This is a genomic window from Proteus sp. PR00208, from assembly GCF_016238545.1.
In the GTDB taxonomy this organism is placed as follows: Bacteria; Pseudomonadota; Gammaproteobacteria; order Enterobacterales; family Enterobacteriaceae; genus Proteus.
In genome coordinates this window covers 59,497-83,553 of sequence record NZ_JAEHQE010000010.1, presented here as the reverse complement: position 1 = coordinate 83,553, position 24,057 = coordinate 59,497, and the positions used below count along the sequence as shown (strand labels likewise).

Genomic DNA, 24,057 nt, shown 5'->3' with positions numbered 1-24,057 from the left:
CTTTTGTTAACTCTATGCAGACTATAAGAAACGCTTCTAATTCTTTGGCAAATAATCAATAAATTCACTTGCACCTATCTCTATATTTTGTCAGGTTAGTGTGAGGTCTCTCACTATTCCTACAGACAAAGACAGGGTAATTACAATGAAAAATGTTGGTTTTGTGGGCTGGCGTGGTATGGTCGGCTCCGTTTTAATGCAAAGAATGGTTGAAGAACGTGATTTTGATGGGATAAACCCTGTTTTCTTCACCACATCTCAATTAGGTGAAGCAGCACCTGCTTATGGTAATCACCGTAGTACTCTGCAAGATGCTTATGACATTGATACCTTAGCATCACTCGATATTATTATTAGTTGCCAAGGTGGTGACTACACCAATGAAATCTATCCAAAACTGCGTCAAGCCGGTTGGCAAGGTTACTGGATTGATGCAGCATCAGCACTGCGTATGAATGATGATGCAGTGATTATTCTCGATCCTGTTAATGGACAACATATTCAAGACAGCTTAAATAAAGGCATTAAAGCCTTTGTCGGTGGTAACTGCACCGTCAGTTTAATGCTAATGTCATTAGGTGGTCTGTTTGCTAACAATCTAGTGGAATGGGCAAGCGTATCTACTTATCAAGCGGCGTCTGGGGCTGGTGCTCGTCATATGAGAGAGCTACTGTCACAGATGGGTTCTTTACATAATCAAGTGGTTAAAGAGCTAGAAAACCCCGCCTCTGCAATCTTAGATATTGAACGTAAAGTCACTAACTTTACGCGCAGCGGTACAATGCCTACCGAACAATTTGGTGTTCCTCTTGCAGGTAGTTTGATCCCTTGGATTGATAAACAACTAGAAAACGGCCAAAGCCGCGAAGAGTGGAAAGGGCAAGCTGAAACTAACAAGATCCTAAATACAGGTTCTAATATCATTCCTGTGGATGGTCTTTGTGTTCGTATTGGTGCATTACGTTGCCATAGCCAAGCATTCACCTTAAAACTGAAAAAAGACTTACCTGTTGCAGAGATTGAACAGTTACTCGCAAGCCATAATGATTGGGTTAAAGTCATTCCTAATGATCGTGAATTAACTATGCGTGAATTAACACCAGCAGCAGTCACAGGTACATTGAGCACACCAGTAGGCCGTATTCGTAAACTAAATATGGGCCCTGAATTTATTTCAGCCTTTACAGTGGGTGACCAGCTGTTATGGGGTGCCGCAGAGCCTTTACGTCGTATGTTGAATATTCTGCGTTAAAATTCATTCTTTAGAATATCGGCCATTTTAAGAAAATAGAAATGGTTGATATTCTTATTTTCAATAGTTATTAGCTTCATTTCTTATTTTCCTCACATCTTTTTCTCATAAAACTATTTTTTAATTTTTCTTATTTTATTTATTTTTAATTTTATAGATCTTTATAAAACAAGTTTTCTACAATAATTTCAAAAACAACTCTAAAGAATTCAGGATGATTATTCAGCATAATCCACCTATTTTTATTCAAAATAGAGTGTAAAAATAAATAAAGCATTTTTTAACAACTGAAAAATAATGACGACAAAAATCTAAATATAATAATTTCTAATATATTATTCCTTTTCTCTTTCTTTTATATGAACCTCGGTAACTACTTATTATTTAAAAATAAATTTACTTTTTATTGTCATTTATTTAAGGTGATTTTTATTACTTTTATAAAAAGATGCATTATAAATATGACAACACAAACACAACCCAATAAAAAAGGTTTTTTAAACCGAGTCGAACGCATTGGTAATATCATGCCTGATGTTACGATGTTGTTCGTTTACGCCTTAGTGATCTGCTGGATATTTTCATTCTTCCTCTCATTTGTACATTTTGATTATTTCCACCCAGTGACTAAAGAGAAAATCGCCGTTATTAATATGTTTCAATATGAAGAGATCATATTATTTGTGACAAGTGCGGTGAAAAATTTCATTAGCTTTCCTCCACTTGGAATAACGATTGTTGCAACATTAGGAATTGGTATTGCAGAAAGCAGCGGTTTTATTAAAACGGCTCTAAAAAAAATGCTTTCGTTTATTTCTCCTAAAATGCTGACACCAACGGTTGTTTTTGTTGGTATTGTTGCACACTTAGCTTCCGACTCTGCTTACGTTATTCTTATGCCAGTCTCTGCGATGATGTTCTATGCCAGTGGTCGTCATCCTTTAGCTGGTATCGCAGCCTCATTTGCAGGTTTGGCGGGTGGATTTACAGCAAGTTATACACCGTCAATTATTGACCCAATAATGCAAAGCTTTACTCAAGAAGCAGCACAAATTATGGCTCCGGGATATAGTGTTAACGTTTTATGTAACTACTTTTTTAGCGTAGGTGGAACATTTGGCGTTATTTTAACTTGTTGGTATATCACTGAAAAAATTGTAGAGCCTTGGTTAAATAAAAACTGCCCTTTCTCTTCTAGTATTGATATTAAAGATGCAGAGTTAGGTGAAATCACACCAATAGAAAAACGGGCATTCCGTTTTGCGGGTTGGGCAGTGGTGCTAATGGGAATTGGTTTATTTGCACTGTTATTACCAGAAACCTCACCATTACGTTCACCAGAAGGCAGTTTAACCAGCCCTAAAGCCCCAATTATGCAAATTGTGGTGCCTTTACTGTTTATCTTCTTTTCTGTACCCGGTTTAATTTATGGCTATATGACAAAGTCTTTTGCGTCTACAAAAGATATTGTCAAAGCAATGGAAAATATCACCAAATCACTGATCCCATTTATCGTTTTCGCCTTTTTTGCGGCTCAATTTCTTTACTCTTTTCAGCACTCAAATTTAGGTACACTATTAGCATTATCAGGTGCGGAATTACTGCGCACGCTTAATATGCCTTCAGGTATGACTGTGTTGGGTGTGATATTGCTGACTGCAATCTTAAATATCATGATCACCTCAGCAACATCGAAATGGGCAGTGATTGCACCAGTATTAGTGCCAATGTTAATGGCTGTCGGAATTTCACCTGAATTAACGCAAGCCGCGTTCCGTGTTAGTGATTCTGCAATGAATGTGAGCACACCAATGTTCCCATTCTATCCACTGATTTTGATGTATTGCCAAAAATACTATAAAGGTGCAGGTATCGGTACACTATGCTCAATGATGATCCCCTTTACTATTGGCTTGCTTATTGTATTAACCACCACACTGTTTATCTTTTGGGGATTAGATATCCCTCTTGGTTTTGACAGTGGATATACATGGCAACCTGCATAAATCATTCTTATAAAATAACAGTATTAGGAACAACATTATAATGAACACCCTAGGTCAAAAGTTAGAACAGCGTTTCTTCCGTTATCTGGCAGTTGAAAGCCAAAGTGATGCATCTGCTTCTGTGGTACCCAGCACACAAGGGCAACTTGAGCTAGCAAAGTTACTGGCTAAAGAGCTAGAAACTTATGGATTAAAAGATATTTATATCAACTCTCATGCCATTTTATATGCGATGAGACCAGGTAATAATCCCAATGCTCCTAAAGTGGGTTTTGTTGCTCATCTTGATACGGTTGATGTGGGAATATCACCCAATATTCACCCTCAAACACTGCGTTATGAAGGTATAGATCTCTGCTTGAACCAAAAGAAAGACATCTGGTTTAAAGCTCAAGAACACCCTGAAGCTGTGCCTTATATCGGTGAAGAGATTATTTTCAGTGATGGCACAAGTGTATTAGGGGCTGATAATAAAGCGGCGATCACCGTTGTGATGGAATTAATGGATAAACTGCAACAAGCTGATTTTGATTGTGGCGATATCTATGTCGCGTTTGTACCCGATGAAGAAATTGGATTACGCGGTTCTAAACTGATGGATTTATCTCGCTTTGACGTTGATTTTGCTTACACTATTGATTGTTGTGCATTAGGTGAAGTGGTGTATGAAACCTTCAATGCCGCGTCAATTAAAGTGTCTGTAAAAGGTGTTACTGCGCACCCAATGTCCGCGAAAAATGTATTGTTAAACCCAATTCGTGTTGCTCATGATTTTATTGGCTGTTTTGACCGCTTTGATACACCAGAGCATACCGAGCATCGAGAAGGTTATTTCTATGTCACCGATTTAATAGCCAATCCTGATAATGCAGTGATTAAAATGGCTATTCGTGACTTTGATAAACAAAGTTATGAAGCTCGTAAACAGTTTATTAAACAGTCTGTTGCTTTGATCCAAGCTCGCCATCCTCGTGCACAAATCAACTATGAGATTGTCGATGTGTATAGCAATATCAGTGATTCGATTGGAGAAGATCGCACTGCTATCGAACTTATTTTTGAAGCATTAAAACAATTAAATATTCAACCTAATGTGATCCCAATGCGAGGAGGTACAGATGGCTCTGCGCTTTCAGCAAGAGGATTACTCACACCAAACTATTTCACTGGTGCACTGAATTTCCACTCTCGTTTTGAATTTTTACCTGTTAGCTCATTTGAAAAGAGCTATTTAGTGACAGAAATGCTGTGCCGTTTGGCTGGACAACGCGGATAGTGTGATTGTTGTAGCCAACAAAAAAGCGGAGCCGTTTTCACAGCTCCGCTTTTTTTATCTAATTTAGAATAAAACTAGATATCAATATTTGCCGCTTTCAGCGCATTCTCTTCGATAAAGGCACGACGAGGTTCAACTGCATCACCCATTAAGGTGGTAAATAATTCATCAGTTGCGATCGCATCTTTCACGGTGACTTGCATCATACGACGTGTATCTGGATTCATGGTGGTTTCCCATAATTGCTCTGGGTTCATTTCACCAAGACCTTTATAACGCTGTACAGCAAGACCACGACGTGATTCTTTTGTTAACCACTCAAGTGCTTCTTCAAAGCTTGAAATTGGCTGACGACGCTCACCACGCTCAATAAACGCACCCTCTTCAATTAGGTTACCGATAATGTCACCTAAATGCGTAATGCGTTGATATTCGCTACTGTGGATAAAGTCATAATCCAATTTGTAGTCTGTATCCACACCATAAGTACGAATACGTAATACAGGTTCGAACAGACGATTTTCATCATTTTGAGCGATGGTGTAGCTATAAGTGCTGCCTTGATCTTCGGCTTCGTTTAAGCGGTTAACCAAGCCACTCATCCACTCTTCAACTTTGGCTTTATCAGATAACGCATCTTCTGTCAGCGTTGAGTGATACACCAAGCTGCTTAACATGCTAAGTGGATAGATACGCTCCATACGACGAATAATCTTGTGCGCTGCATGGTAATCAACAACCAATTTTTCAAGTTGCTCACCGTGCATTGCGGGTGCGTGTTCACTCACATAAAGTGCTGCGCCATCAAGAGCGATCGACATCAGATACTCGTCCATTGCGTCATCATCTTTGATGTATTGCTCTTGTTTACCTTTCTTCACTTTGTAAAGAGGTGGCTGAGCAATAAAGATATGACCACGTTCGATAATTTCTGGCATTTGACGATAGAAGAAGGTCAGTAACAGAGTACGAATGTGAGAACCATCGACGTCCGCATCCGTCATGATGATAATGCTGTGATAACGCAGTTTATCTGGGTTATATTCATCACGACCGATACCACAACCTAATGCAGTGATTAACGTTGCAACTTCTTGAGAAGCCAGCATTTTATCAAAGCGTGCTTTCTCAACGTTTAGGATTTTACCTTTTAACGGAAGAATAGCCTGTGTTTTACGGTTACGCCCTTGTTTTGCAGAGCCACCCGCAGAGTCCCCTTCCACTAAATACAGTTCAGAGAAAGCAGGATCACGTTCAGAACAATCCGCTAATTTACCTGGTAAGCCACCTAAATCTAATGCGCCTTTACGACGTGTCATTTCACGCGCTTTACGTGCCGCTTCACGCGCACGAGCAGCATCAATGATTTTACCAACAACGATTTTCGCGTCATTTGGATTTTCTAACAGATATTCCACCAGCTTCTCATTCATCAGCGTTTCTACCGCTGTTTTCACTTCTGAAGAAACCAGTTTATCTTTTGTTTGTGATGAGAATTTAGGATCTGGGACTTTAACAGAGATAACCGCAATCAAGCCTTCACGAGCGTCATCACCCGTTGCACTGATTTTCGATTTCTTATTAAAACCTTCTTTATCCATATAGTTGTTTAACGTACGTGTCATTGCAGTACGGAAACCAACTAAGTGAGTACCACCATCACGTTGTGGAATATTGTTGGTAAAGCAATAAACGTTCTCTTGGAAACCGTCATTCCACAACATTGCCACTTCAACACCAATATTGTCTTTTTCTGTTGAGAAATAGAATACATTTTGGTGAATAGGCGTTTTGTTACGGCTTAAGTATTCAACGAATGCTTTAATACCGCCTTCATAGTGGAAATGATCTTCTCGGTTATCACGTTTATCAATTAAACGGATAGAAACGCCTGAGTTTAAGAATGACAACTCACGAAGACGTTTTGCTAGGATCTCATACTGGAATTCAGTCTCACCTTTAAAGGTTTCAAGACTTGGCCAGAAGCGTACAAATGTCCCTGATTTTTCAGTATCGCCAATCACTTTTAAGCGATCATCAGGCACACCATGACGATAAATTTGTTGATGGATATTTCCATCACGATGGATTGTCAGTTCAAGTTTTTCAGACAACGCATTAACAACAGAAACCCCTACACCATGAAGTCCACCAGAGACTTTATAGGAGTTATCATCGAATTTACCCCCCGCATGCAGAACGGTCATAATAACCTCTGCTGCTGAGACACCCTCTTCTGGGTGAATGCCGGTTGGAATTCCACGACCATCATCTCGAACAGAGACGGAGTTATCTGAATGGATAGTGACAATTATCTCATCACAGAAACCCGCGAGGGCTTCGTCGATTGCGTTGTCGACCACCTCGAAGACCATGTGATGCAGACCGGTTCCATCATCTGTATCCCCGATATACATCCCCGGGCGCTTACGCACCGCATCCAGCCCTTTTAATACTTTGATACTTGAGGAGTCATATGTATTCGACATCAACGTTTCTCGCTTTATTCCTATGGTTTAACCTCTATTTTGCCACGTTCTACGCTAAATAGCCTGCTATTTACATCTAGCATATCTTTCACTTGCCCTTGTGTTATCGCACTGACAAACACTTGAGCTTGCGTAGACTTTAGACGCTCGGCTAATAACTGACGCCGACTCGCATCTAATTCGGAAGCAAAATCATCGAGCAGATACAGGCATCTTTGCCCATTCTTACGAGTGAAATATTCACCTTGTGCCAGCCTCAAAGCACACATCAACAACTTGAGCTGGCCTCGTGACAACATATCTTCTACTGGCGTGCCGTTTGCTCTAATACGTAAATCCGCCTTATGAGCACCAAGTGAGGTATACGCTAACATTTTATCACGTTCAAATTGACGTGCTAGCAACTCACCATAATCAGTTTCTTTATCCCATCCCCGTTGAAAGCTCACTTTCAACGAAAATTCAGGTAAGAACAGACGGCACGTTTCTTCAATATCTTTAGCGATATCTTCGGTATATTGAGCTCGCCATTCACTTATCTGTTCTGTTAATAAGATAAGCTCTTTATCCCAAGGCATCAGTTGTCTATAAGACGTTGCTTGCCTCAGTGCTGCATTACGTTGTTTTAATACACGTTTTAAATCTGACCATGCAGCAAAAAATCGAGGTTCATTATGGAAACAACCCCAATCAATAAAAGCGCGACGATATTTAGGCCCACCATTCAGAAGTGTAAAGCCTTCAGGTGTTATTAATTGCATAGGTAACAATTTTGCTAATTCTGCAATTTTATGACCATCGCTGCCATCAATACGCACTGTACTATTGCCTTCGCGATCTTTACTTAATCCAATCGCATAGCCACGGCTCTCTTCATTTAGCCCACTTAAGCGCCCATGAAGAATAAATTCATTTTCATCATGCTGGATCACGCGATTAGCTTGAGAACTACGAAATGCGCGTCCGTGGCCTAACGTGTAAATCGCTTCAAGTATACTTGTTTTACCACTCCCGTTAGGTCCAACAAGGAAATTAAAGCCATCCGCTAATGGCAGATCCGCCTGTTCAATATTTCTAAAATGACGGATCAATAAACGGGATAAAATCATGTTAGTGACTATTATAAACGCATTGGCATAACAACATAAGCAGCCGCAGAACTTGCCACATTCTCTACTTGAACACTTGAAACAGCATCTGTTAGTAGAAGTTTAACTTCTTCACATTTCAATGTATTAAGTACATCAAGGAGATAACTGACATTAAAGCCAATTTCCATTTCTTCACCTTGATATTGAACATCAACAATCTCTTCTGCTTCTTCTTGCTCAGGGTTATTAGCTGTAATTTTCAATTGACCGTTGGTGAGGTTTATACGCACACCACGGAATTTCTCATTGGATAAAATTGCAGCACGAGAAAATGCCTGTTTAAGAATATCACAACCCGCAGTCACTGTTTTCGTTGGATTTTTCGGTAATACACGACGATAGTCAGGGAAACGACCATCAACCAACTTCGAGGTGAAAATAAAATCCCCCACATGAGCACGTATATTATTACTACCGATTTGCAATTGCAGTGAGCTTTCACCACCACCATCAAGTAAACGCATCAATTCAATAACACCTTTACGAGGAACAATAACAGAATGTCCTGGTAAAGATTGCCCAATATCCATTGAACATACCGCTAAACGGTGTCCATCTGTTGCAACTGTGCGTAACTCTGTATTTTCAGTTTCAAACAACATGCCGTTGAGGTAATAACGCACATCTTGATGCGCCATTGAAAATTGAGTGGCCTCAATCAGACGTTTTAATGTTGCTTGAGGCAAAGTAAATTCAACCTCACTTTGCCAATCATCTAAATTAGGAAAATCAGATGCAGGTAATGTTGATAAGGAGAAACGACTACGACCTGAACGCACTAATAGGCGATCACCATCGAGCTCAACACTAATTTCAGCACCTTCTGGTAGCCCACGCCAAATATCAAAAAACTTACGCGCAGGAACAGTTGTGGCGCCAATTTCATGAGATTGGCTAAGATTAACTCTTGCCACCATCTCCATTTCAAGGTCAGTCCCCGTTAGCGATAAGGTATTTTCAGTGACCTTAAGCAATAGGTTACCTAAAATAGGTAATGTTGGACGACCACCTAAAGGGCCACTTACTTGTTGTAGCGGCTTAAGAAGCTGTTCACGTTCAATGATAAATTTCATAGCGCTAGGATGATAATGTTCTGATTAAGTTAGAAAAATCTTCTTTGATGTCATGACTTTCTTCACGCAATTGCTCTATTTTTCGGCATGCATGAAGGACTGTTGTATGATCACGACCACCAAAGGCATCCCCGATTTCAGGCAAGCTGTGGTTTGTTAATTCCTTCGCCAGCGCCATTGCCATTTGCCTCGGACGGGCAACCGATCGGGATCTCCGCTTTGACAGTAAATCAGCGACTTTAATTTTATAATATTCAGCAACCGTTTTTTGAATATTATCGATAGTGACTAATTTTTCCTGCAAAGCGAGCAGATCACGTAATGCTTCACGTACAAAGTCGATAGTAATCGCACGACCTGTAAAGTTTGCGTTAGCAATTACTCGGTTTAATGCACCTTCAAGCTCACGGACGTTAGAACGAAGTCTTTTAGCAATAAAAAAGGCCACTTCGTCAGGTAACTGAATTTGGTTTTCATCCGCTTTTTTCATCAAAATCGCCACTCGGGTTTCAAGTTCAGGTGGCTCAATAGCAACCGTTAATCCCCAACCAAAGCGCGATTTTAATCTGTCTTCAACACCATTTATCTCTTTAGGATAACGGTCTGACGTTAAAATAATTTGCTGATTTCCCTCTAACAATGCGTTAAAGGTATGAAAAAATTCTTCTTGTGAACGCTCTTTATTGGCGAAAAATTGAATGTCATCAATTAATAGTGCATCCACAGAACGGTAATAGCGTTTAAAGTCTTCTATCGCATTATTTTGTAATGCTTTTACCATATCTTGTACGAATCGTTCAGAATGCATATACACGACTTTTGCATTCGCTTTGCGTTCCATAATGCTGTTACCCACGGCGTGTAACAAGTGCGTTTTACCAAGCCCTGTTCCACCATATAAAAAGAGTGGGTTATAAGCTCCACCTGGGTTATCAGCAACTTGTCTTGCCGCTGCTCTTGCTAACTGGTTTGACTTACCTTCAACGAAGTTATCAAACTTATGTTTAGGGTTAACGTTAGAACGATAATTGAGTTCAGGCAGCTGAGATGCCGGTTGATTATCCCAACTAGGACGAACAGGCTGACTATGTGTTGGAGCGGTATTCACTGTCGGATGTACAACAGCTTTAGGAATACTTTCTGTAGTACGTGCAGATGCGGGTTTATTACCCACTTCAAAACGTAAAGAAGGGACTTCAGAGCCACAAAAATCCACTAATAATGCGTTGATATTATTAATGTATTTTTCTCTCACCCAATCTAAGACAAAACGATTAGGTGCATACAGCGCCAGCGTATTATCGCTTAGTTCTGCCTGCAAGGGACGTATCCACATACTAAATTCAGTGGCAGGTAACTCATCCTGCAATCGGGCAAGACAATGCTGCCAAAGCGAAAGTGACACGGCGAACTCCCCTAAAAAAACAAGACTAAAAAATAAACAGGAAAAATGCAGTTAAACACTGTGCGCCTAAATACAAAGTGCACAACACCGTTCCTCTTCAATTCTTAATAAGGAACAACTCTTGGTGACAACGATTTTTTTACATCGTGACTCACGATCGCAGACTGGCTATTCTGATCGTGACGGGGGATCATATCGCAAAATGAAACGAAGATCCTCTTTCTTTTGCACAGTTTTTATGGTTTTTATCCACAGGCTTGCCGATTTGTGATAATTCACCAAATGAAATATGCAAAGGCGTTCTAGTGTACTTGAGTCGTCCTACAAATAGCAATTGGGGATAACTTTCTCTTTGCATAAATATCTCTTTCTTATAGTAAGTGATCAAATATCTCTCATTTGATCCGCTAAAGATCCTTGCGCTTTCACCGTGAGTCCGTATAATCTTGCACCCTGCGTGCTTGTACCAACAAAGTCACTTATTAAGACTTTTTTAGGTCGCTAATAAGCGTACTCGTTGCGCATAAGTCAGGATTGATTATCGGGTTTGCTAAAAAAGACGACAAAAATCGGTACTTAAAGCGTCATCTTCATTGACGCATTTGAGTGATTTTATTACAATCCCGCATCTTTCCATCATTGATGCTGCGATTGAAGTACTGGTTTGTTTATTTATTGCACGCCCGTCTGTCAACGCATTTGCTGAATCAGTAATTATATTAAGTAGGTAGAAATCGCCATGAAACGCACTTTTCAACCGTCTGTACTGAAGCGCAACCGTAACCACGGCTTCCGCGCTCGTATGGCCACTAAAAATGGTCGTCAGGTTCTGGCTCGCCGTCGTGCGAAAGGCCGCGCTCGTCTGACCGTTTCTTCGAAATAATAAAAGCTAACCATTCCGTGGTTAAGCTCGCTTTTCCAAGGGAGTTACGTTTGTTAACTCCCAAGCATTTCAATTTTGTTTTCCAGCAGCCACAACGTGCGAGTTCTCCAGAAGTTACTATTTTGGGTCGCCAGAATGAGCTGGGGCATCCCCGCATCGGTCTAACAATCGCAAAGAAAAACGTTAAACGTGCTCATGAGCGCAATCGTATTAAACGATTAGCCCGTGAATACTTTCGTTTACATCAGCATGAATTACCACCGATGGATTTTGTGTTATTAGTAAGAAAAGGGGTTGCTGAACTTGATAACCATCAATTGACGGAAGTGTTGGGTAAATTATGGCGTCGTCATTGTCGCTTGGCTCAAAAGTCCTGATCTTGCTGATTAGGGGCTATCAACTGGGGATTAGTCCTCTGTTGGGGCCTCGTTGTCGTTTTAATCCTACGTGCTCTCATTACGGAATTGAGGCATTGCGCAGGTTTGGAATGATAAAAGGTAGTTGGTTAACAGTGAAACGCATATTAAAATGCCACCCTTTACACGAAGGTGGTGATGATCCTGTCCCACCTAGAAAAAACGACGATAACAGAGAAAATTAACGATGGATTCGCAACGCAATCTTCTATTCATCGCTTTGCTGTTCGTTTCTTTCCTGATCTGGCAGCAGTGGGAGGGTGATAAAGTTTCACAAAACACCACCACTACCGCACAGGTCTCGCAACAAGCGGACGTGCCAAGCAGTGATAGTCTTGCTGTAACTGGTAACAGCAATGAGCAGGCAAAATTGATTACCGTAAAAACTGACGTACTTGATCTTCGCATCAATACTCAGGGCGGTACTATCGATGAGGCTGATTTGTTAGCCTATCCCGCCGAGCTTAATTCGACAACACCTTTCCGTTTACTGGAAACTACACCACAATTCCTGTATCAGGCTCAAAGTGGCTTAATCGGCCCAGATGGTCCAGATCAGAAATCTCGCCCAGTTTATAGTGCTGATAAAAACGAATTCGTACTTGGTGAAAATCAAGATGAATTACGCGTACCTATGACTTTCGTAAATGAAGAAGGCGTAAAATTCGTCAAAACCTTCATTCTGAAGAAAGGTCAGTACGATATCGGTATTGATTACAAAATTGAGAATACAACAGATAAAACATTGACCATGAACTTCTACGGTCAGTTAAAACAATCTGTTAAATTGCCAGAAAGCCGTGATACAGGTAGCAGCAACTTTGCGCTACACACTTATCGTGGTGCGGCATACTCATCAGATGAAACCAACTATAAAAAATACAGCTTTGGTGATATCGAAGATAAAAACTTATCTATAACCACCAACAATGGTTGGGTTGCAATGTTACAACAATACTTTGCAACAGCATGGGTTCCTTCTAAAGAGAGTCAGAACAATAGCTTCTACTCAATCACTTTAGAAAACAAATCTATTGCTCTGATTGGTTATAAATCAGCACCAGTGACAATTGCACCAAATAGCAGTGCTGATATCAGCTCAACATTATGGGTCGGTCCTGAAATTCAATCAGAAATGTCAGCCATTGCGCCACATTTAGACCTATCTGTAGACTACGGTTGGTTATGGTTTATCTCTCAGCCACTGTTTAAACTGCTGAAATTCCTTCACAGCTTTATCGGTAACTGGGGCTTCTCCATCATCATGATCACCTTTATCGTTCGTGGTATCATGTACCCGCTGACTAAAGCGCAGTACACCTCCATGGCGAAAATGCGTTTACTGCAACCAAAACTGGCTGCACTGCGTGAACGTATTGGTGATGACAAACAACGTATGAGCCAAGAAATGATGGCGTTATACAAACAAGAGAAAGTGAATCCTCTGGGTGGTTGTTTACCACTAATTATCCAGATGCCAATCTTCCTTGCGTTGTATTACATGCTGATGGGTTCCGTTGAATTACGTCATGCGCCATTTATGTTATGGATCCAAGACTTATCTGCGCAAGATCCGTACTACATCCTGCCATTATTAATGGGTGTGACAATGTTCATCATTCAGAAACTGTCTCCTACAGCAGTGACTGATCCGATGCAACAAAAAATCATGACCTTTATGCCGGTTGTGTTTACTGTATTCTTCCTGTGGTTCCCATCAGGTCTGGTTCTGTACTATATCGTCAGTAACTTAGTGACCATTATCCAGCAGCAGTTAATTTACCGCGGTCTGGAAAAACGTGGCTTACACAGCAGAGACAAAAAATAAGGTCACATGAGGAAAAACCTCTTCCTTGGTTACATTCAAAGGAAAGTGACATAAAATAGCGAAGGCGGTCTACAATGACCGCCTTCTGTTTTTTATATTGATATGATTATTCTGATTAAGCGAGTACACCATGCATAGCACTGATACTATCGTCGCTCAGGCCACACCTCCGGGAAGAGGCGGTGTTGGTATCCTACGCGTTTCTGGCCCTAAAGCAGCACTTGTGGCACAAACTGTCTTAGGTAAATTACCTAAACCTCGTTATGCCGATTATCTGCCATTTCGCAATGATGATAACTCCGTGCTTGATCAGGGTATCGCTCTTTTCTTCCCAAATCCGCACTCATTTACAGGCGAAGATGTTCTAGAACTACAAGGTCATGGCGGCCCCGTTATTCTGGATTTATTACTAAAACGTATCTTACAAATTCCTGGTGTGCGGATTGCCAATCCTGGTGAATTTTCTGAACGCGCATTCTTAAACGACAAACTCGACTTAGCACAAGCCGAAGCCATTGCTGATTTAATAGATGCCAGCTCAGAACAAGCGGCACGTTCAGCGATTAATTCATTACAAGGTGCATTCTCCTCTCATATTAACGAGATGGTAGAGTCATTAACTCACTTACGCATCTATGTTGAAGCGGCCATTGATTTCCCTGATGAAGAAATTGATTTTCTTTCTGACGGTATCATTGAAGGAAAACTTAACGCTGTTATTGCAGAATTAGATGATGTTCGGGCTCAAGCACGCCAAGGCAGCTTACTGCGTGAAGGGATGAAAGTAGTTATCGCGGGTCGCCCTAATGCGGGTAAATCAAGCTTATTGAATGCATTAGCAGGCAGAGACGCGGCGATTGTTACGGATATTGCTGGTACAACGCGTGATGTATTGCGTGAACATATTCATATCGATGGTATGCCTTTGCATATTATCGATACAGCGGGTTTACGTGAAGCCAGTGATGAAGTTGAACGTATTGGTATTGAGCGTGCTTGGAAAGAGATTGAGCAAGCAGACAGAGTGTTATTTATGGTTGATAGCACCACAACTGATGCAACAACCCCTGAAGATATCTGGCCTGAATTTATGGCTCGTTTACCAAATACCTTGCCTGTTACTGTTATTCGTAATAAATCAGACTTAACGGGTGAGAATGTTGAGATCACGGCTCAAGGTAATTACCCGATGATCCGCTTATCCGCACGCGATGGAATGGGTATTGAATTGCTGCGCGATCACCTAAAAGAAGCTATGGGTTTTAATAGTAATACTGAAGGTGGTTTCTTAGCGCGTCGTCGCCACTTACAAGCCTTAAATACCGCAGCAGAGCACTTACAGCAAGGTCATGAACAATTGGTTTATGCAAAATCAGGTGAATTATTGGCAGAAGAGTTAAGACTAGCTCAACAAGCGTTAAGTGAAATCACTGGTGAATTTACCTCTGATGACTTATTAGGCCGTATTTTCTCTAGTTTCTGTATTGGGAAGTAAAGCCTCATTTCCACTACCTATGGCGTGTAAATAGAAAATTAACCACACGCTATAGGCTCTTTAAAAACAACTAAGTGATATTCTTATTTATTTTCGTAGTTCGTTTTTTAAACAAAAATAGTTGTTTCTACCCCTCTATATTGCTATATTTTCAAACAGGAAAACCGATAGGAGATACCTATGGCTACTACTTCTTTTAGTAAAAGCTTTATTGTTAAAGATAAGCAATCTATTGATTTTATCCAACATGATTTAAGCTACCCACGCCATGTAAAAATAGTTAAACGGAATTACAAAGCAGAAAATAAACAAGGGATTGCGCTATTAAAACAACGATTGTCCAACTTAGAGAACTGCTAAAAGAGTTTGGTGAAGAAGCAACAATTAAGCTTTTACGCAGTTTTTCTAATAAATTAAATAGCGATGTTGAAAAGTTTTTAATCTCTCCAACTAAAGCAATTAGATTTGAGAAAACCAATAATGCGAGAACTTATTTGATTTTAAATGATAGTGGTGAAATTCTTGCTTATTTTTCTCTATCCTTTAAAGAGCTTATACTTGATAACGTTAAAATAAGTAAAACAAAGAGACAGCAACTTGATGGTATTTCTAGAACTGCAGAAAAAGTTAAAGCTTTTCTTATTGGGCAGATAGGAAAAAATACATTAATAGTTGATAACCCTATTTCGTTAGCACTTATCTTACAAGAAATTTATGCTGTATTATCAGAAGCTCAAAAACTTATTGGTGGTAGAATTATCATATTAGAATGTGAAAATAATGAAAGGCTACTTCAACTTTATAAATATCATGGTTTCACCTTAATCGAAATAGAAAACAACTCACCCTCCACTCTTCGAACACTGTATATTCATATTATTGAAAAATAATAGTTACTTGAATATTAATAAATACTATTAAGCTAACTAAAAAATATTTATTCTCACACTTTTTTTAGTGTATCAACAACGCAAACGTTTACTTTATCTTCTTTATTTTTTCTAATAAAAATAGATTTTAAATATCGCATAAATACGCATCTTAATTATGCTTTTTAATGATCTAAATATAGTAAATCAACTAATGATAATGCTAAACTTCGTTTTTAGTTAACTGGGTAAATATCCCCCTTTTATTTAAGAGTCTATCGTGAGAACGCTTTACTTTACTGCACTGACAACAGGCATTCTTTCTGCCATTTGGGCATTTGTTGCTAATCAATTTGACTTATTAAGCTGGGCTGGCTTTTTAGGTTGTACCGCCTATTTTGCTTATCCTAAAGAGGGTATTAAAGGATTAGCCGTTACTATGGCTACCATTATGAGTGGCGTAATTTGGGCATTGGCGATTATTTATGGTAGCCAAGTCTTTAGTGATATATCTATTTTTGGGTATGCAGTAACAGGTGTTATTGCCTTTGTGATGTGTATTCAAGCTAAAAGTGCATTACTTGCTTATATCCCCGGTACATTTATTGGGGCATGTACAATATTTGCAGCACAAGGGGATTTAGCTCAAACTATCCCTTCATTAATCGTTGGTGTTTTATTTGGTTATTCGATGAAAATGAGTGGGCTTTGGGTTGCCAATAAATGGCCGAAAACAGCGTAATTTATTTATGCTAACGCAAATCTAAAAGCGGTGTTTAGTCATGCTAAAGCCGCTTTTTTATCTCCTCAAAAGACATTATCTAAAATCAATCTAAGGTATATCCATAAGCGCTAATATTGATATTTTAAATTAATTTAATTAGAAGATAATTTATATTTAAAAAATCATATATTGGTCATTTAAAATGATAAAAATAAAGACATTTGTTATTAAAATTATAATTAACTAACAATATTTAATATTGTGCTTATTTTAAATTTCCGTCAAAAAATAAAGGGAGAAAGACACATTTAAAAGGAAATTAATTATGAGTGCAACACAATCAACAAACTACAATATTATCGTGATGTCAGATCCTCAGCCTTGGAGGCTAGACTTAGATAATAATGATCCTAATGATGATCAATCTCGTTGGGAATCAACGATAAAAAAAGTAAGGGATAGTATTCAATTATTACACCATGAAAAATCTTTTGTTTTTGGCATTATTAATGGTGATTTGACAGAGTTTGGTCGCCGTTATCAACGTGAAAGTTTTCGCTCTTTTTTTGCCCCTTCCCCCTTAGGGTTTATTACTTATGTTGGTCTTGGTAATCACGATTATCAAAATAACGTGGGTGATTGCTCTGAACCCAGTAATTCTGATTTAAGTATGAATGCTTGTGCGCGAGGCATGGTATTTGATATGCATTATCGTATTGAAGAATACCGTGGTTATTCGACTTCAGGTAATTTTAGATATGACAGTAGCGAATATTCAGGCAGTAAAGCGTATTCGTGGGAATATGGCGATATTCATTTTGTCCAATTACAAAATTATCCCACTTATCATGTCGTACTCGACCACTGGGCAGCATCGACCATTAATGTGACAGACTCTATTGATTGGTTAGAAAAAGATTTAATCCAAGCACGGAATCGCAATAAAACTATTATTTTAAACTTTCATGATGGTCACCAACATTTTCCTGAAAACTCCTCACAAGAAGAACTCTCATTCTTTAAATATATGCTTGAGCATTATGGCGTGAAAGCGGTGTTCGTCGGCCATACGCATTATGTTGGGCAAGATAACCGTTATGGTGGTAGTGAAATATTTGGTGATGTTCCCGTTTATAACAGTGGCGCTTTATTTAAAGGGGATTACTTATCTGTTGGAGTTAATGGCTCACAACTCTCTATTGCTGTTTATAACGGACTATCAGGACAACCTCAATTAATCGAACAATGGAACTAATTTTAAACAAGGAGTGTTTGTTATGTATTTAAACCCATTAAAAGTCGCCATTAGTCCTTCATCACTACCCGCAACACAGCCATTAATCTGTATCGACTACCAAGAACTCCAAGAAGGTATGTTGGATATGATTAACCGCAACAGTAATGTCTTACCCACCATTGTAGATAAATTCAATGAGCAAGATCCTTTAAATGCCCCCATGATTGTAGGGCAAACCGTCATCGGGCATATTATTGGCTTAATCCCTGTTGTCGGTGGTGCATTATCAAAAATCACCTCTGCGCTCTTTGGTTTGATGAATAAAAATATGAAAGATAGTTCGTTAGCTAATCAAATTATCGAACATGTCTCTCGTATTATTGACGCTAAAATCGCTGATAATAACGTTAAGATAATCAAACTTACCACAGAGGGAATATCTGACGTTTATCAGTTATTTTCTGATTCACTTGCTCGTTATCTTGATCCCACAATGCGTTATTCGGCTCAACAAAAACAAGATTTACGGGAACAAGTACTCAACCGTTTTGATGATGTCATTACTACTATTGTTTCTCAACAACCCTTAGTATTAAATTTAGCGCAATCAGCAGGCTTACCTTTTTATTGTCACTGTTGCGCCCTTTTTGTTGCGGCACACTACGATATTCTCACCAATAAAGATAAACTCGAGTTAAGTGATAATTACTTTAAAAGCAATCTAAAAACATTAAGAGAAAGTATAGATAAATTTAATAGTGCTATTCACACTACAATTTATCAGCAAACCTCTGGTGTATTTAAAGATGATTACAATAAAAGTAATACCTTTTTATCTGGTATTTATATATCAGGATTATCTTTTTATCAGACTTGGATAAAAAAGAGTTTTGAAATCGAATTTAACACTCCTTTTTCTCGTTGGAATAGCTTAGAGCTATATGGAAACGATTATAGCCATGATCCTAAAATCAGCTATTACAAAGCTTATTTTGATATAGGCAAAGATATATTACACCGAACATCAATGTTACAGAGTATCGAAACCTATTCTCATATTGATGCCGTTATTCGTATTAAACACAACTACTTAAGTATTGAAAAAATAGCAGATAGTTCTCAATATGAAGGCTGTTATGGTGTAACCGGTGATAGCCGTGATGTATTAAAAACAGAAACCTTTTTTACGCCAGATAGCAGTAAGTCATATTTATCACCCAATCAAATTTTACCTTCTGTACGTTATATTTCTGACACCCCTTGGGGCGCATTACACTATATGGTACTTGATGACGTAAACAATAATAGTTTTACCATTGGTCAAGGCGGTCGCGAGAACAAGTCTTATCTCAATATTCCTGGTTACTGTTTTAATGGCGTAAACCTTTATTTAAGCCGACATAATGGCAAACAATGCCATGATGATTCTGGTGCTTGGCTAACAGAATCGGCACCTATATTCCGTTTTTATGACGGTTATGCATCTCTTACGCTAGAAACTAAAAACCACTTACCAATACCACAAAAAAGTTACGAACTGGATTTAAATCATGGGTTTGATACGCAACTAAGTAAAGCTCAGTATGGGTATAGTGATATGCTGGTAGGTAAAAATTGTATTTTGTTAAATCAAGAAGCCTATTTTTGCTTGCCTTCAGAAGAAACTATTGGAAAAACAGATAATTCACAAAAAATGAAGGTGTTATTACAGTGTGCAGCTGAAAGTGAACAGTCACTTTCAGTTTCAGTGAGAACAGGTAATGCCATTAACGGTACCTTAATTGCTTCAAATACATTTTCACTTGGCCTAAATCAGGACAATGTCGTTTATAAAATAACGCCTCTACTTAATCATCCAGTAACAAATAACAAAGCCTATTTTCGTACTTATCAGCTTGAATTAGACTATTTATTCATACGTGAAAACGAATCCAATCTTTATTTTTATTTACACTTTTCTAAACCTGATACGGTATTAGCGGATATTACTGTGCTGTTTTAGCCATCAATTCTAATAAAAACACCTAAGTCAAAATCACGCTTAGGTGTTTTCGTTAGCTCATTAATTTAATTGAAAATCTAATGCAACAATTAAAGGGTTCAATAGGCCTTCGGGTTTAGGGCCAATGGGTTTTACGCGTTTAACCGCCGCAATGGCCGCATTATCAAGAGAAGAAATACCTGAAGTACTTTCTATCTCAACCCTTGAAACCGCACCTTCTGATGTTAGTGAAAAACTCACCACTACCTGACCTTCATGTTGCATGCGACGCGCTTGTGAGGGATAACGTTTATGGCGCTCTATTTCTCGACGCAGTGAACTAATATAGTGATTGTCAGATTCACCTTGCCCTATCCCTTTCTCGCTTAATGCGTGACTTCTTCCTGCTAACGAGCTTGCAGTATGTTGCGTTAAGCTTTCTGCCGATGATTCAGATGTCGTTTGTGCTATTTGGTTTTCTAAATCACGCTGTTTTATTGGCTCTACTTTTTTTTGTACCACAGGCTTTTTCACTGGTGTGATTGGTTTTATGGGTATAGGTTTTTCTTTGGGTTTTTCAGGTATTTTCTTTGGAGCTTCAACAAACTCTCCTTTTTCTGCACTGGGTAAAACAATGGGCGTTTCTTGAGGTTCCGTTTCCACTAAAGGCTCCGGCACGACTGTCGATTGTTGAGGTGGTGAAAATACCACTTGATAGACAGATAATGTATTTTCTTGTTGCTGATGAATATGGTGCGCACTTTCTGTCATAGAAAGTGAACGTAACACCCAACTTAATATGGCGATATAAACTAACGATATCCCTATTAGCCAATAATAAATATTAAACGGATGCCTGACAGAAAGTGCCAACATAAATAAAAGCTCCTTACTCTCTTTTAATTAAAATTGTGCAGTCACACCGAATCGGAACGTTCTTCCTGGTGCAGGCATACCTGATCGCGTTAATGGATCAATGTAATATTCGTTTAATAAATTACTGCCCGTTATTTCAAAAGATAAATTAGGGCTATATTGATAGTTAATATAGGCATCAACGGTAAAGACTTTTGCCCAACGCATCGGGTTATTATTTCTGCCATACATTTCTCTTGGTAATTTTTCTTTTAGCCATTTTTCATCTTTATTTTCTACTTCTGATGAATAGAGCCAACGGCTACCTATTTCTAATTTATTATCTAACCAACGAGTCCCTAAATGTAAATTAACTGAATATTTAGGCTGAATAGAGGTACGTAAAAAACCACCGGGATACCCCCCTGTCATACACTCTTTAATACCCAAGAAACCAAAGGGATCATAGTTACTAAAAGCATTTTTATCGCATACCTTATTTTTATGACTATAAACAAGAGCGGTATCCATAAAGATAAAACCGTTATCAAAACGCGCTTGAACTTCCAACCCTTCTAATTTTTGCTTTTCAAATTGCCTAATTTGCCAATTCGCATCTCTATCAAACACATTTTCAATATTGGTATAAAAATAATTAATTTTAACGTCAGCATGGCGCTCTATATTAAGCCAATCGGTAAAATCAAACACGACCCCAAACTCTGTACTTTTGGCGCGTTCTGGTTTTAATTTAAAACCGTAATAACGAGCTTTAGAGCCTGAAAACCCGCTAGTATCTTCAAATAAATTAGGTAAACGCAGTTGCTCAGTATAGCGTCCATAAAAACGTAATATCTCGTTGGCATACACCGTCGCAGAAACTAGAGGTGAAAATGCCCCATGTTGATAGCTAGGCTCAGGTGCAAATTTATCTTTATCATCATCAAGATAAATAGGGATTGGATTTGTCACACCCATTTCATATTTATTAACTCGTTTACCTGTAATTGGATCGGGTACTTTTTCATTAGTATTAAGATGACCATTTAAGAACATATTGTTGCTTTTGGATAATTCGCCATTTTTGTCATAAAGTATGACGGTATATTCCGTGAGCATAGGACGTTCTTGAGAAGATTGTATATTGAGATTTCCTTGTTCATCACGAAGAAAATCTTCTTGCATCATATCAATCTGAATTCTTTTAACTTCATTACTATTAATAATCTTTTCTTTTATTTCAGGTGATAATTTTTCATATTCAGGATAAACAAATTTAGATTGTAAAAACTCACGCATTTTTTTGTCTATTTCTGGATAACGTCGATAATTTTTAAGCTCTTCAGGTAACGTCTCCACATCAATCTGGTGAAGTGCTCTATATAATAAATACTCCTCCGCAGTTAATGTACGTCGATAAGGAAGAATAAAGCCTCTTATTGAGGGAGATTTCTCATAACCCTTTACTTTATTTTTCCGCTTATTATTTAAAAAAGTATCTGTTAAATGATAATAGTGATATTTGCCGCCAGCAGTAATGACCAACCAAGAAAGCGGTTTCCAATCTGTGGAAAGGGCTAAATTAATTTCATGGCGTTGCCCACCACGCCCAGCGGTAACAAAATCAAATCTATCTGGTAATTCAATTTCATCGCTATCTAACTTTTCAAATTGATAGTTACTTGAAAATGAAATGGAAAATTGAGGTGATAATTTAAATATCGAAGATAAATCAATACCATAACGATTATTTTCTTGGTAAAGAGAAGCCGTATCAATAAAGTGAGTATTTGTTTTTAAATCCCATTGTGATGTATTAAAAAATCGTTTGTCATAATCAATCTGCACAGGCCTTCTTGGTTCACCACCACGAGTATTGGTATGCCCAGACGTTAAATTACCCCATAACCGTAACAGTAAATCCGCTTTCTTATCTTCTGGCTTCCACTGATAAGTTAATATTCCCGCCTGTTGATTAATCGTTGCTAATGGCCATTGAGTTACTAAATTTTTTTCGTAACGAGCCCACTCTAATCGTAATGGCATAATATCGCCAAACAGTAAGTCAGTGTATCGGTAATTAATGGAAAAACGATGCGCTGATTCAGGGAATAATGCTCCTTTAACTAAAAAGGAACGATTACGACTAGATGTATTAGGGACTTCATTACCGGGGCTATAAATATGGGCAATAAAAGGAACATAAGGTGTTAACCTTGCTTTATAATCATTAGAATGAATTGATTTCATATCATCGGTTTCGAGATAGGCTTTTGTATTTCTTTTTCCTGCTAAATAATTTCCTTTTTCTCGTAGTGCATAAGCAAATAATAAATTAAATTTTTCTTTTTCAAACCCAACACCTAGACGAAATGAATGATCATGAAAACTCAAAGCTTTATTCTTTTGAGGTGTTATTTCTAAGGCAGGATCAATTATTTTTATTCCCTCATGATAGAAGTGAGAATAACTTCGGTAATCTCCTAGCATATCTAAATAGACTTCTTTATACCGTGTAGCGTTATTACTCATATCCCCTTTAAAATTAATACCAAAAGAGTCACCTACAGGCACAATATCACGGATATCTAGGGTTTTTATTGCAATACCACCACCAATACCTGTTTTCATATCTGGGGTTAATGAAGGACCTTTTTCAATATAGATACTACTAATCAGATTAGAATCAATATAGTTACGATTAGAAGCACCACTATACCCACGATAAACAGTAATCGCTTGCTCTGTCCCATCAACAGTAACAGGAATTCGCCCTTGCCCTTGAATACCGCGAATATTCGGGTCAAGCGCCCCACCATTACGCGCTTCACCACTATAAACCCCAATTGCACTTTTTAGTAAGTCCGCTGGTGATACCCCTTGATAACGCTCTAATAGTTCTTTGCCTAAATAAACATTAGAGACATCTTTTTCATACACTTGAGCATACCCTTGTTTATCTTTTTCTTTATTATCTGAAATTTGAATATGACCAAGATCGGTTTTATCTTCTTTGGCTTGCAGATAAAAGCAAGGGGAAAATAGCGAGAGAGAAACGAAGATTGAAACAATTTTCCGCTTTCTAAAAAGCATTATATGCATTGTTTTACCTATTCA

19 protein-coding genes are annotated in these 24,057 nt (G+C 38.5%); 13 read left to right on the top strand and 6 right to left on the bottom strand.

The annotated features are described in order from the left end of the window. Window positions 1–145 precede the first annotated feature (145 nt). From asd to pepT, 3 genes are all read left to right on the top strand, one after another. Window positions 146–1,252 (top strand): aspartate-semialdehyde dehydrogenase, encoded by a 1,107-nt coding sequence (gene asd, locus JEP36_RS08960; RefSeq protein ID WP_100157779.1) that lies wholly within the window; start codon window positions 146–148, stop codon window positions 1,250–1,252. A 461-nt stretch (window positions 1,253–1,713) separates the two neighbouring features. Then, entirely contained in the window at window positions 1,714–3,258 is a 1,545-nt protein-coding gene (locus tag JEP36_RS08955) for an AbgT family transporter (RefSeq protein WP_198630100.1), read from the top strand. Window positions 3,259–3,298: 40 nt separating this feature from the next. Then, window positions 3,299–4,534 carry a peptidase T gene (pepT, locus tag JEP36_RS08950; RefSeq protein ID WP_232805437.1) on the top strand — a complete coding sequence of 412 codons (1,236 nt, stop codon included), beginning with the start codon at window positions 3,299–3,301 and terminating at the stop codon, window positions 4,532–4,534. Window positions 4,535–4,608: 74 nt separating this feature from the next. Here the strand turns inward: pepT and gyrB are convergent, their stop codons facing one another. The 4 genes from gyrB to dnaA are packed head-to-tail and all read right to left on the bottom strand — an operon-like array spanning window position 4,609 to window position 10,652. Further along, window positions 4,609–7,023 (bottom strand): DNA topoisomerase (ATP-hydrolyzing) subunit B, encoded by a 2,415-nt coding sequence (gyrB, locus tag JEP36_RS08945; protein WP_198620296.1) that lies wholly within the window; start codon window positions 7,021–7,023, stop codon window positions 4,609–4,611. 20 nt (window positions 7,024–7,043) lie between these two features. Next, window positions 7,044–8,132 carry a DNA replication/repair protein RecF gene (recF, locus tag JEP36_RS08940; RefSeq protein WP_109373358.1) on the bottom strand — a complete coding sequence of 363 codons (1,089 nt, stop codon included), beginning with the start codon at window positions 8,130–8,132 and terminating at the stop codon, window positions 7,044–7,046. Window positions 8,133–8,143: 11 nt separating this feature from the next. Next, window positions 8,144–9,247 carry a DNA polymerase III subunit beta gene (dnaN, locus tag JEP36_RS08935; protein WP_198620294.1) on the bottom strand — a complete coding sequence of 368 codons (1,104 nt, stop codon included), beginning with the start codon at window positions 9,245–9,247 and terminating at the stop codon, window positions 8,144–8,146. A 4-nt stretch (window positions 9,248–9,251) separates the two neighbouring features. Next, entirely contained in the window at window positions 9,252–10,652 is a 1,401-nt protein-coding gene (gene dnaA, locus JEP36_RS08930) for a chromosomal replication initiator protein DnaA (RefSeq protein WP_100157783.1), read from the bottom strand. A 739-nt stretch (window positions 10,653–11,391) separates the two neighbouring features. On the opposite strand from dnaA, the gene rpmH reads away from it, so the two are divergent. The 10 genes from rpmH (at window position 11,392) to JEP36_RS08880 (ending at window position 20,106) form a co-directional block, all read left to right on the top strand. Continuing rightward, on the top strand, window positions 11,392–11,535 hold the full coding sequence (gene rpmH, locus JEP36_RS08925) for a 50S ribosomal protein L34 (RefSeq protein ID WP_004246509.1): 144 nt from the start codon (window positions 11,392–11,394) through the stop codon (window positions 11,533–11,535). A 17-nt stretch (window positions 11,536–11,552) separates the two neighbouring features. Next, entirely contained in the window at window positions 11,553–11,912 is a 360-nt protein-coding gene (gene rnpA, locus JEP36_RS08920; RefSeq protein WP_071788569.1) for a ribonuclease P protein component, read from the top strand. Continuing rightward, a complete protein-coding gene (gene yidD / locus JEP36_RS08915) occupies window positions 11,876–12,136 on the top strand; it encodes a membrane protein insertion efficiency factor YidD (RefSeq protein WP_072070482.1) in 261 nt (86 codons plus the stop codon). Before rnpA ends, yidD begins: the two co-directional genes overlap by 37 nt. A gap of 2 nt (window positions 12,137–12,138) precedes the next feature. Beyond that, on the top strand, window positions 12,139–13,779 hold the full coding sequence (yidC, locus tag JEP36_RS08910; protein WP_023583364.1) for a membrane protein insertase YidC: 1,641 nt from the start codon (window positions 12,139–12,141) through the stop codon (window positions 13,777–13,779). Window positions 13,780–13,909: 130 nt separating this feature from the next. Further along, a complete protein-coding gene (gene mnmE / locus JEP36_RS08905) occupies window positions 13,910–15,274 on the top strand; it encodes a tRNA uridine-5-carboxymethylaminomethyl(34) synthesis GTPase MnmE (protein ID WP_196533655.1) in 1,365 nt (454 codons plus the stop codon). A 180-nt stretch (window positions 15,275–15,454) separates the two neighbouring features. Further along, window positions 15,455–15,634: a hypothetical protein gene (locus JEP36_RS08900; RefSeq protein WP_198626397.1), complete on the top strand. Its 180-nt coding sequence runs from the start codon at window positions 15,455–15,457 to the stop codon at window positions 15,632–15,634. Between the two features lie 134 nt (window positions 15,635–15,768). Then, the gene (locus tag JEP36_RS08895; RefSeq protein ID WP_198626396.1) at window positions 15,769–16,164 is read left to right on the top strand and encodes an acetyltransferase; all 396 of its coding nucleotides are present in this window, start codon (window positions 15,769–15,771) and stop codon (window positions 16,162–16,164) included. A 259-nt stretch (window positions 16,165–16,423) separates the two neighbouring features. Beyond that, a complete protein-coding gene (locus JEP36_RS08890; RefSeq protein WP_109373355.1) occupies window positions 16,424–16,885 on the top strand; it encodes a DUF1097 domain-containing protein in 462 nt (153 codons plus the stop codon). Window positions 16,886–17,192: 307 nt separating this feature from the next. Then, complete coding sequence (locus JEP36_RS08885; RefSeq protein ID WP_109373354.1) at window positions 17,193–18,122, top strand: metallophosphoesterase; 930 nt, start codon at window positions 17,193–17,195, stop codon at window positions 18,120–18,122. A gap of 22 nt (window positions 18,123–18,144) precedes the next feature. Next, on the top strand, window positions 18,145–20,106 hold the full coding sequence (locus tag JEP36_RS08880; RefSeq protein WP_198620290.1) for a hypothetical protein: 1,962 nt from the start codon (window positions 18,145–18,147) through the stop codon (window positions 20,104–20,106). 60 nt (window positions 20,107–20,166) lie between these two features. On the opposite strand, the gene JEP36_RS08875 is transcribed toward JEP36_RS08880, so the two are convergent. Continuing rightward, window positions 20,167–20,961, bottom strand: a complete 795-nt coding sequence (locus tag JEP36_RS08875; protein ID WP_198620289.1) for an energy transducer TonB — start codon at window positions 20,959–20,961, stop codon at window positions 20,167–20,169. A 27-nt stretch (window positions 20,962–20,988) separates the two neighbouring features. Beyond that, window positions 20,989–24,042 (bottom strand): TonB-dependent receptor domain-containing protein, encoded by a 3,054-nt coding sequence (locus tag JEP36_RS08870; protein WP_198630099.1) that lies wholly within the window; start codon window positions 24,040–24,042, stop codon window positions 20,989–20,991. Between the last annotated feature and the right edge of the window lie 15 nt (window positions 24,043–24,057).

Excerpts from the sequence above, each read along its gene's own strand:
- asd (WP_100157779.1), top strand. The coding sequence starts at position 146 with ATGAAAAATGTTGGTTTTGTGGGCTGGCGTGGTATGGTCGGCTCCGTT.
- JEP36_RS08955 (WP_198630100.1), top strand. The coding sequence starts at position 1,714 with ATGACAACACAAACACAACCCAATAAAAAAGGTTTTTTAAACCGAGTC.
- pepT (WP_232805437.1), top strand. The coding sequence starts at position 3,299 with ATGAACACCCTAGGTCAAAAGTTAGAACAGCGTTTCTTCCGTTATCTG.
- gyrB (WP_198620296.1), bottom strand. The coding sequence starts at position 7,023 with ATGTCGAATACATATGACTCCTCAAGTATCAAAGTATTAAAAGGGCTG.
- recF (WP_109373358.1), bottom strand. The coding sequence starts at position 8,132 with ATGATTTTATCCCGTTTATTGATCCGTCATTTTAGAAATATTGAACAG.
- dnaN (WP_198620294.1), bottom strand. The coding sequence starts at position 9,247 with ATGAAATTTATCATTGAACGTGAACAGCTTCTTAAGCCGCTACAACAA.
- rpmH (WP_004246509.1), top strand. The coding sequence starts at position 11,392 with ATGAAACGCACTTTTCAACCGTCTGTACTGAAGCGCAACCGTAACCAC.
- yidD (WP_072070482.1), top strand. The coding sequence starts at position 11,876 with ATGGCGTCGTCATTGTCGCTTGGCTCAAAAGTCCTGATCTTGCTGATT.
- yidC (WP_023583364.1), top strand. The coding sequence starts at position 12,139 with ATGGATTCGCAACGCAATCTTCTATTCATCGCTTTGCTGTTCGTTTCT.
- mnmE (WP_196533655.1), top strand. The coding sequence starts at position 13,910 with ATGCATAGCACTGATACTATCGTCGCTCAGGCCACACCTCCGGGAAGA.
- JEP36_RS08900 (WP_198626397.1), top strand. The coding sequence starts at position 15,455 with ATGGCTACTACTTCTTTTAGTAAAAGCTTTATTGTTAAAGATAAGCAA.
- JEP36_RS08885 (WP_109373354.1), top strand. The coding sequence starts at position 17,193 with ATGAGTGCAACACAATCAACAAACTACAATATTATCGTGATGTCAGAT.
- JEP36_RS08880 (WP_198620290.1), top strand. The coding sequence starts at position 18,145 with ATGTATTTAAACCCATTAAAAGTCGCCATTAGTCCTTCATCACTACCC.
- JEP36_RS08875 (WP_198620289.1), bottom strand. The coding sequence starts at position 20,961 with ATGTTGGCACTTTCTGTCAGGCATCCGTTTAATATTTATTATTGGCTA.
- JEP36_RS08870 (WP_198630099.1), bottom strand. The coding sequence starts at position 24,042 with ATGCATATAATGCTTTTTAGAAAGCGGAAAATTGTTTCAATCTTCGTT.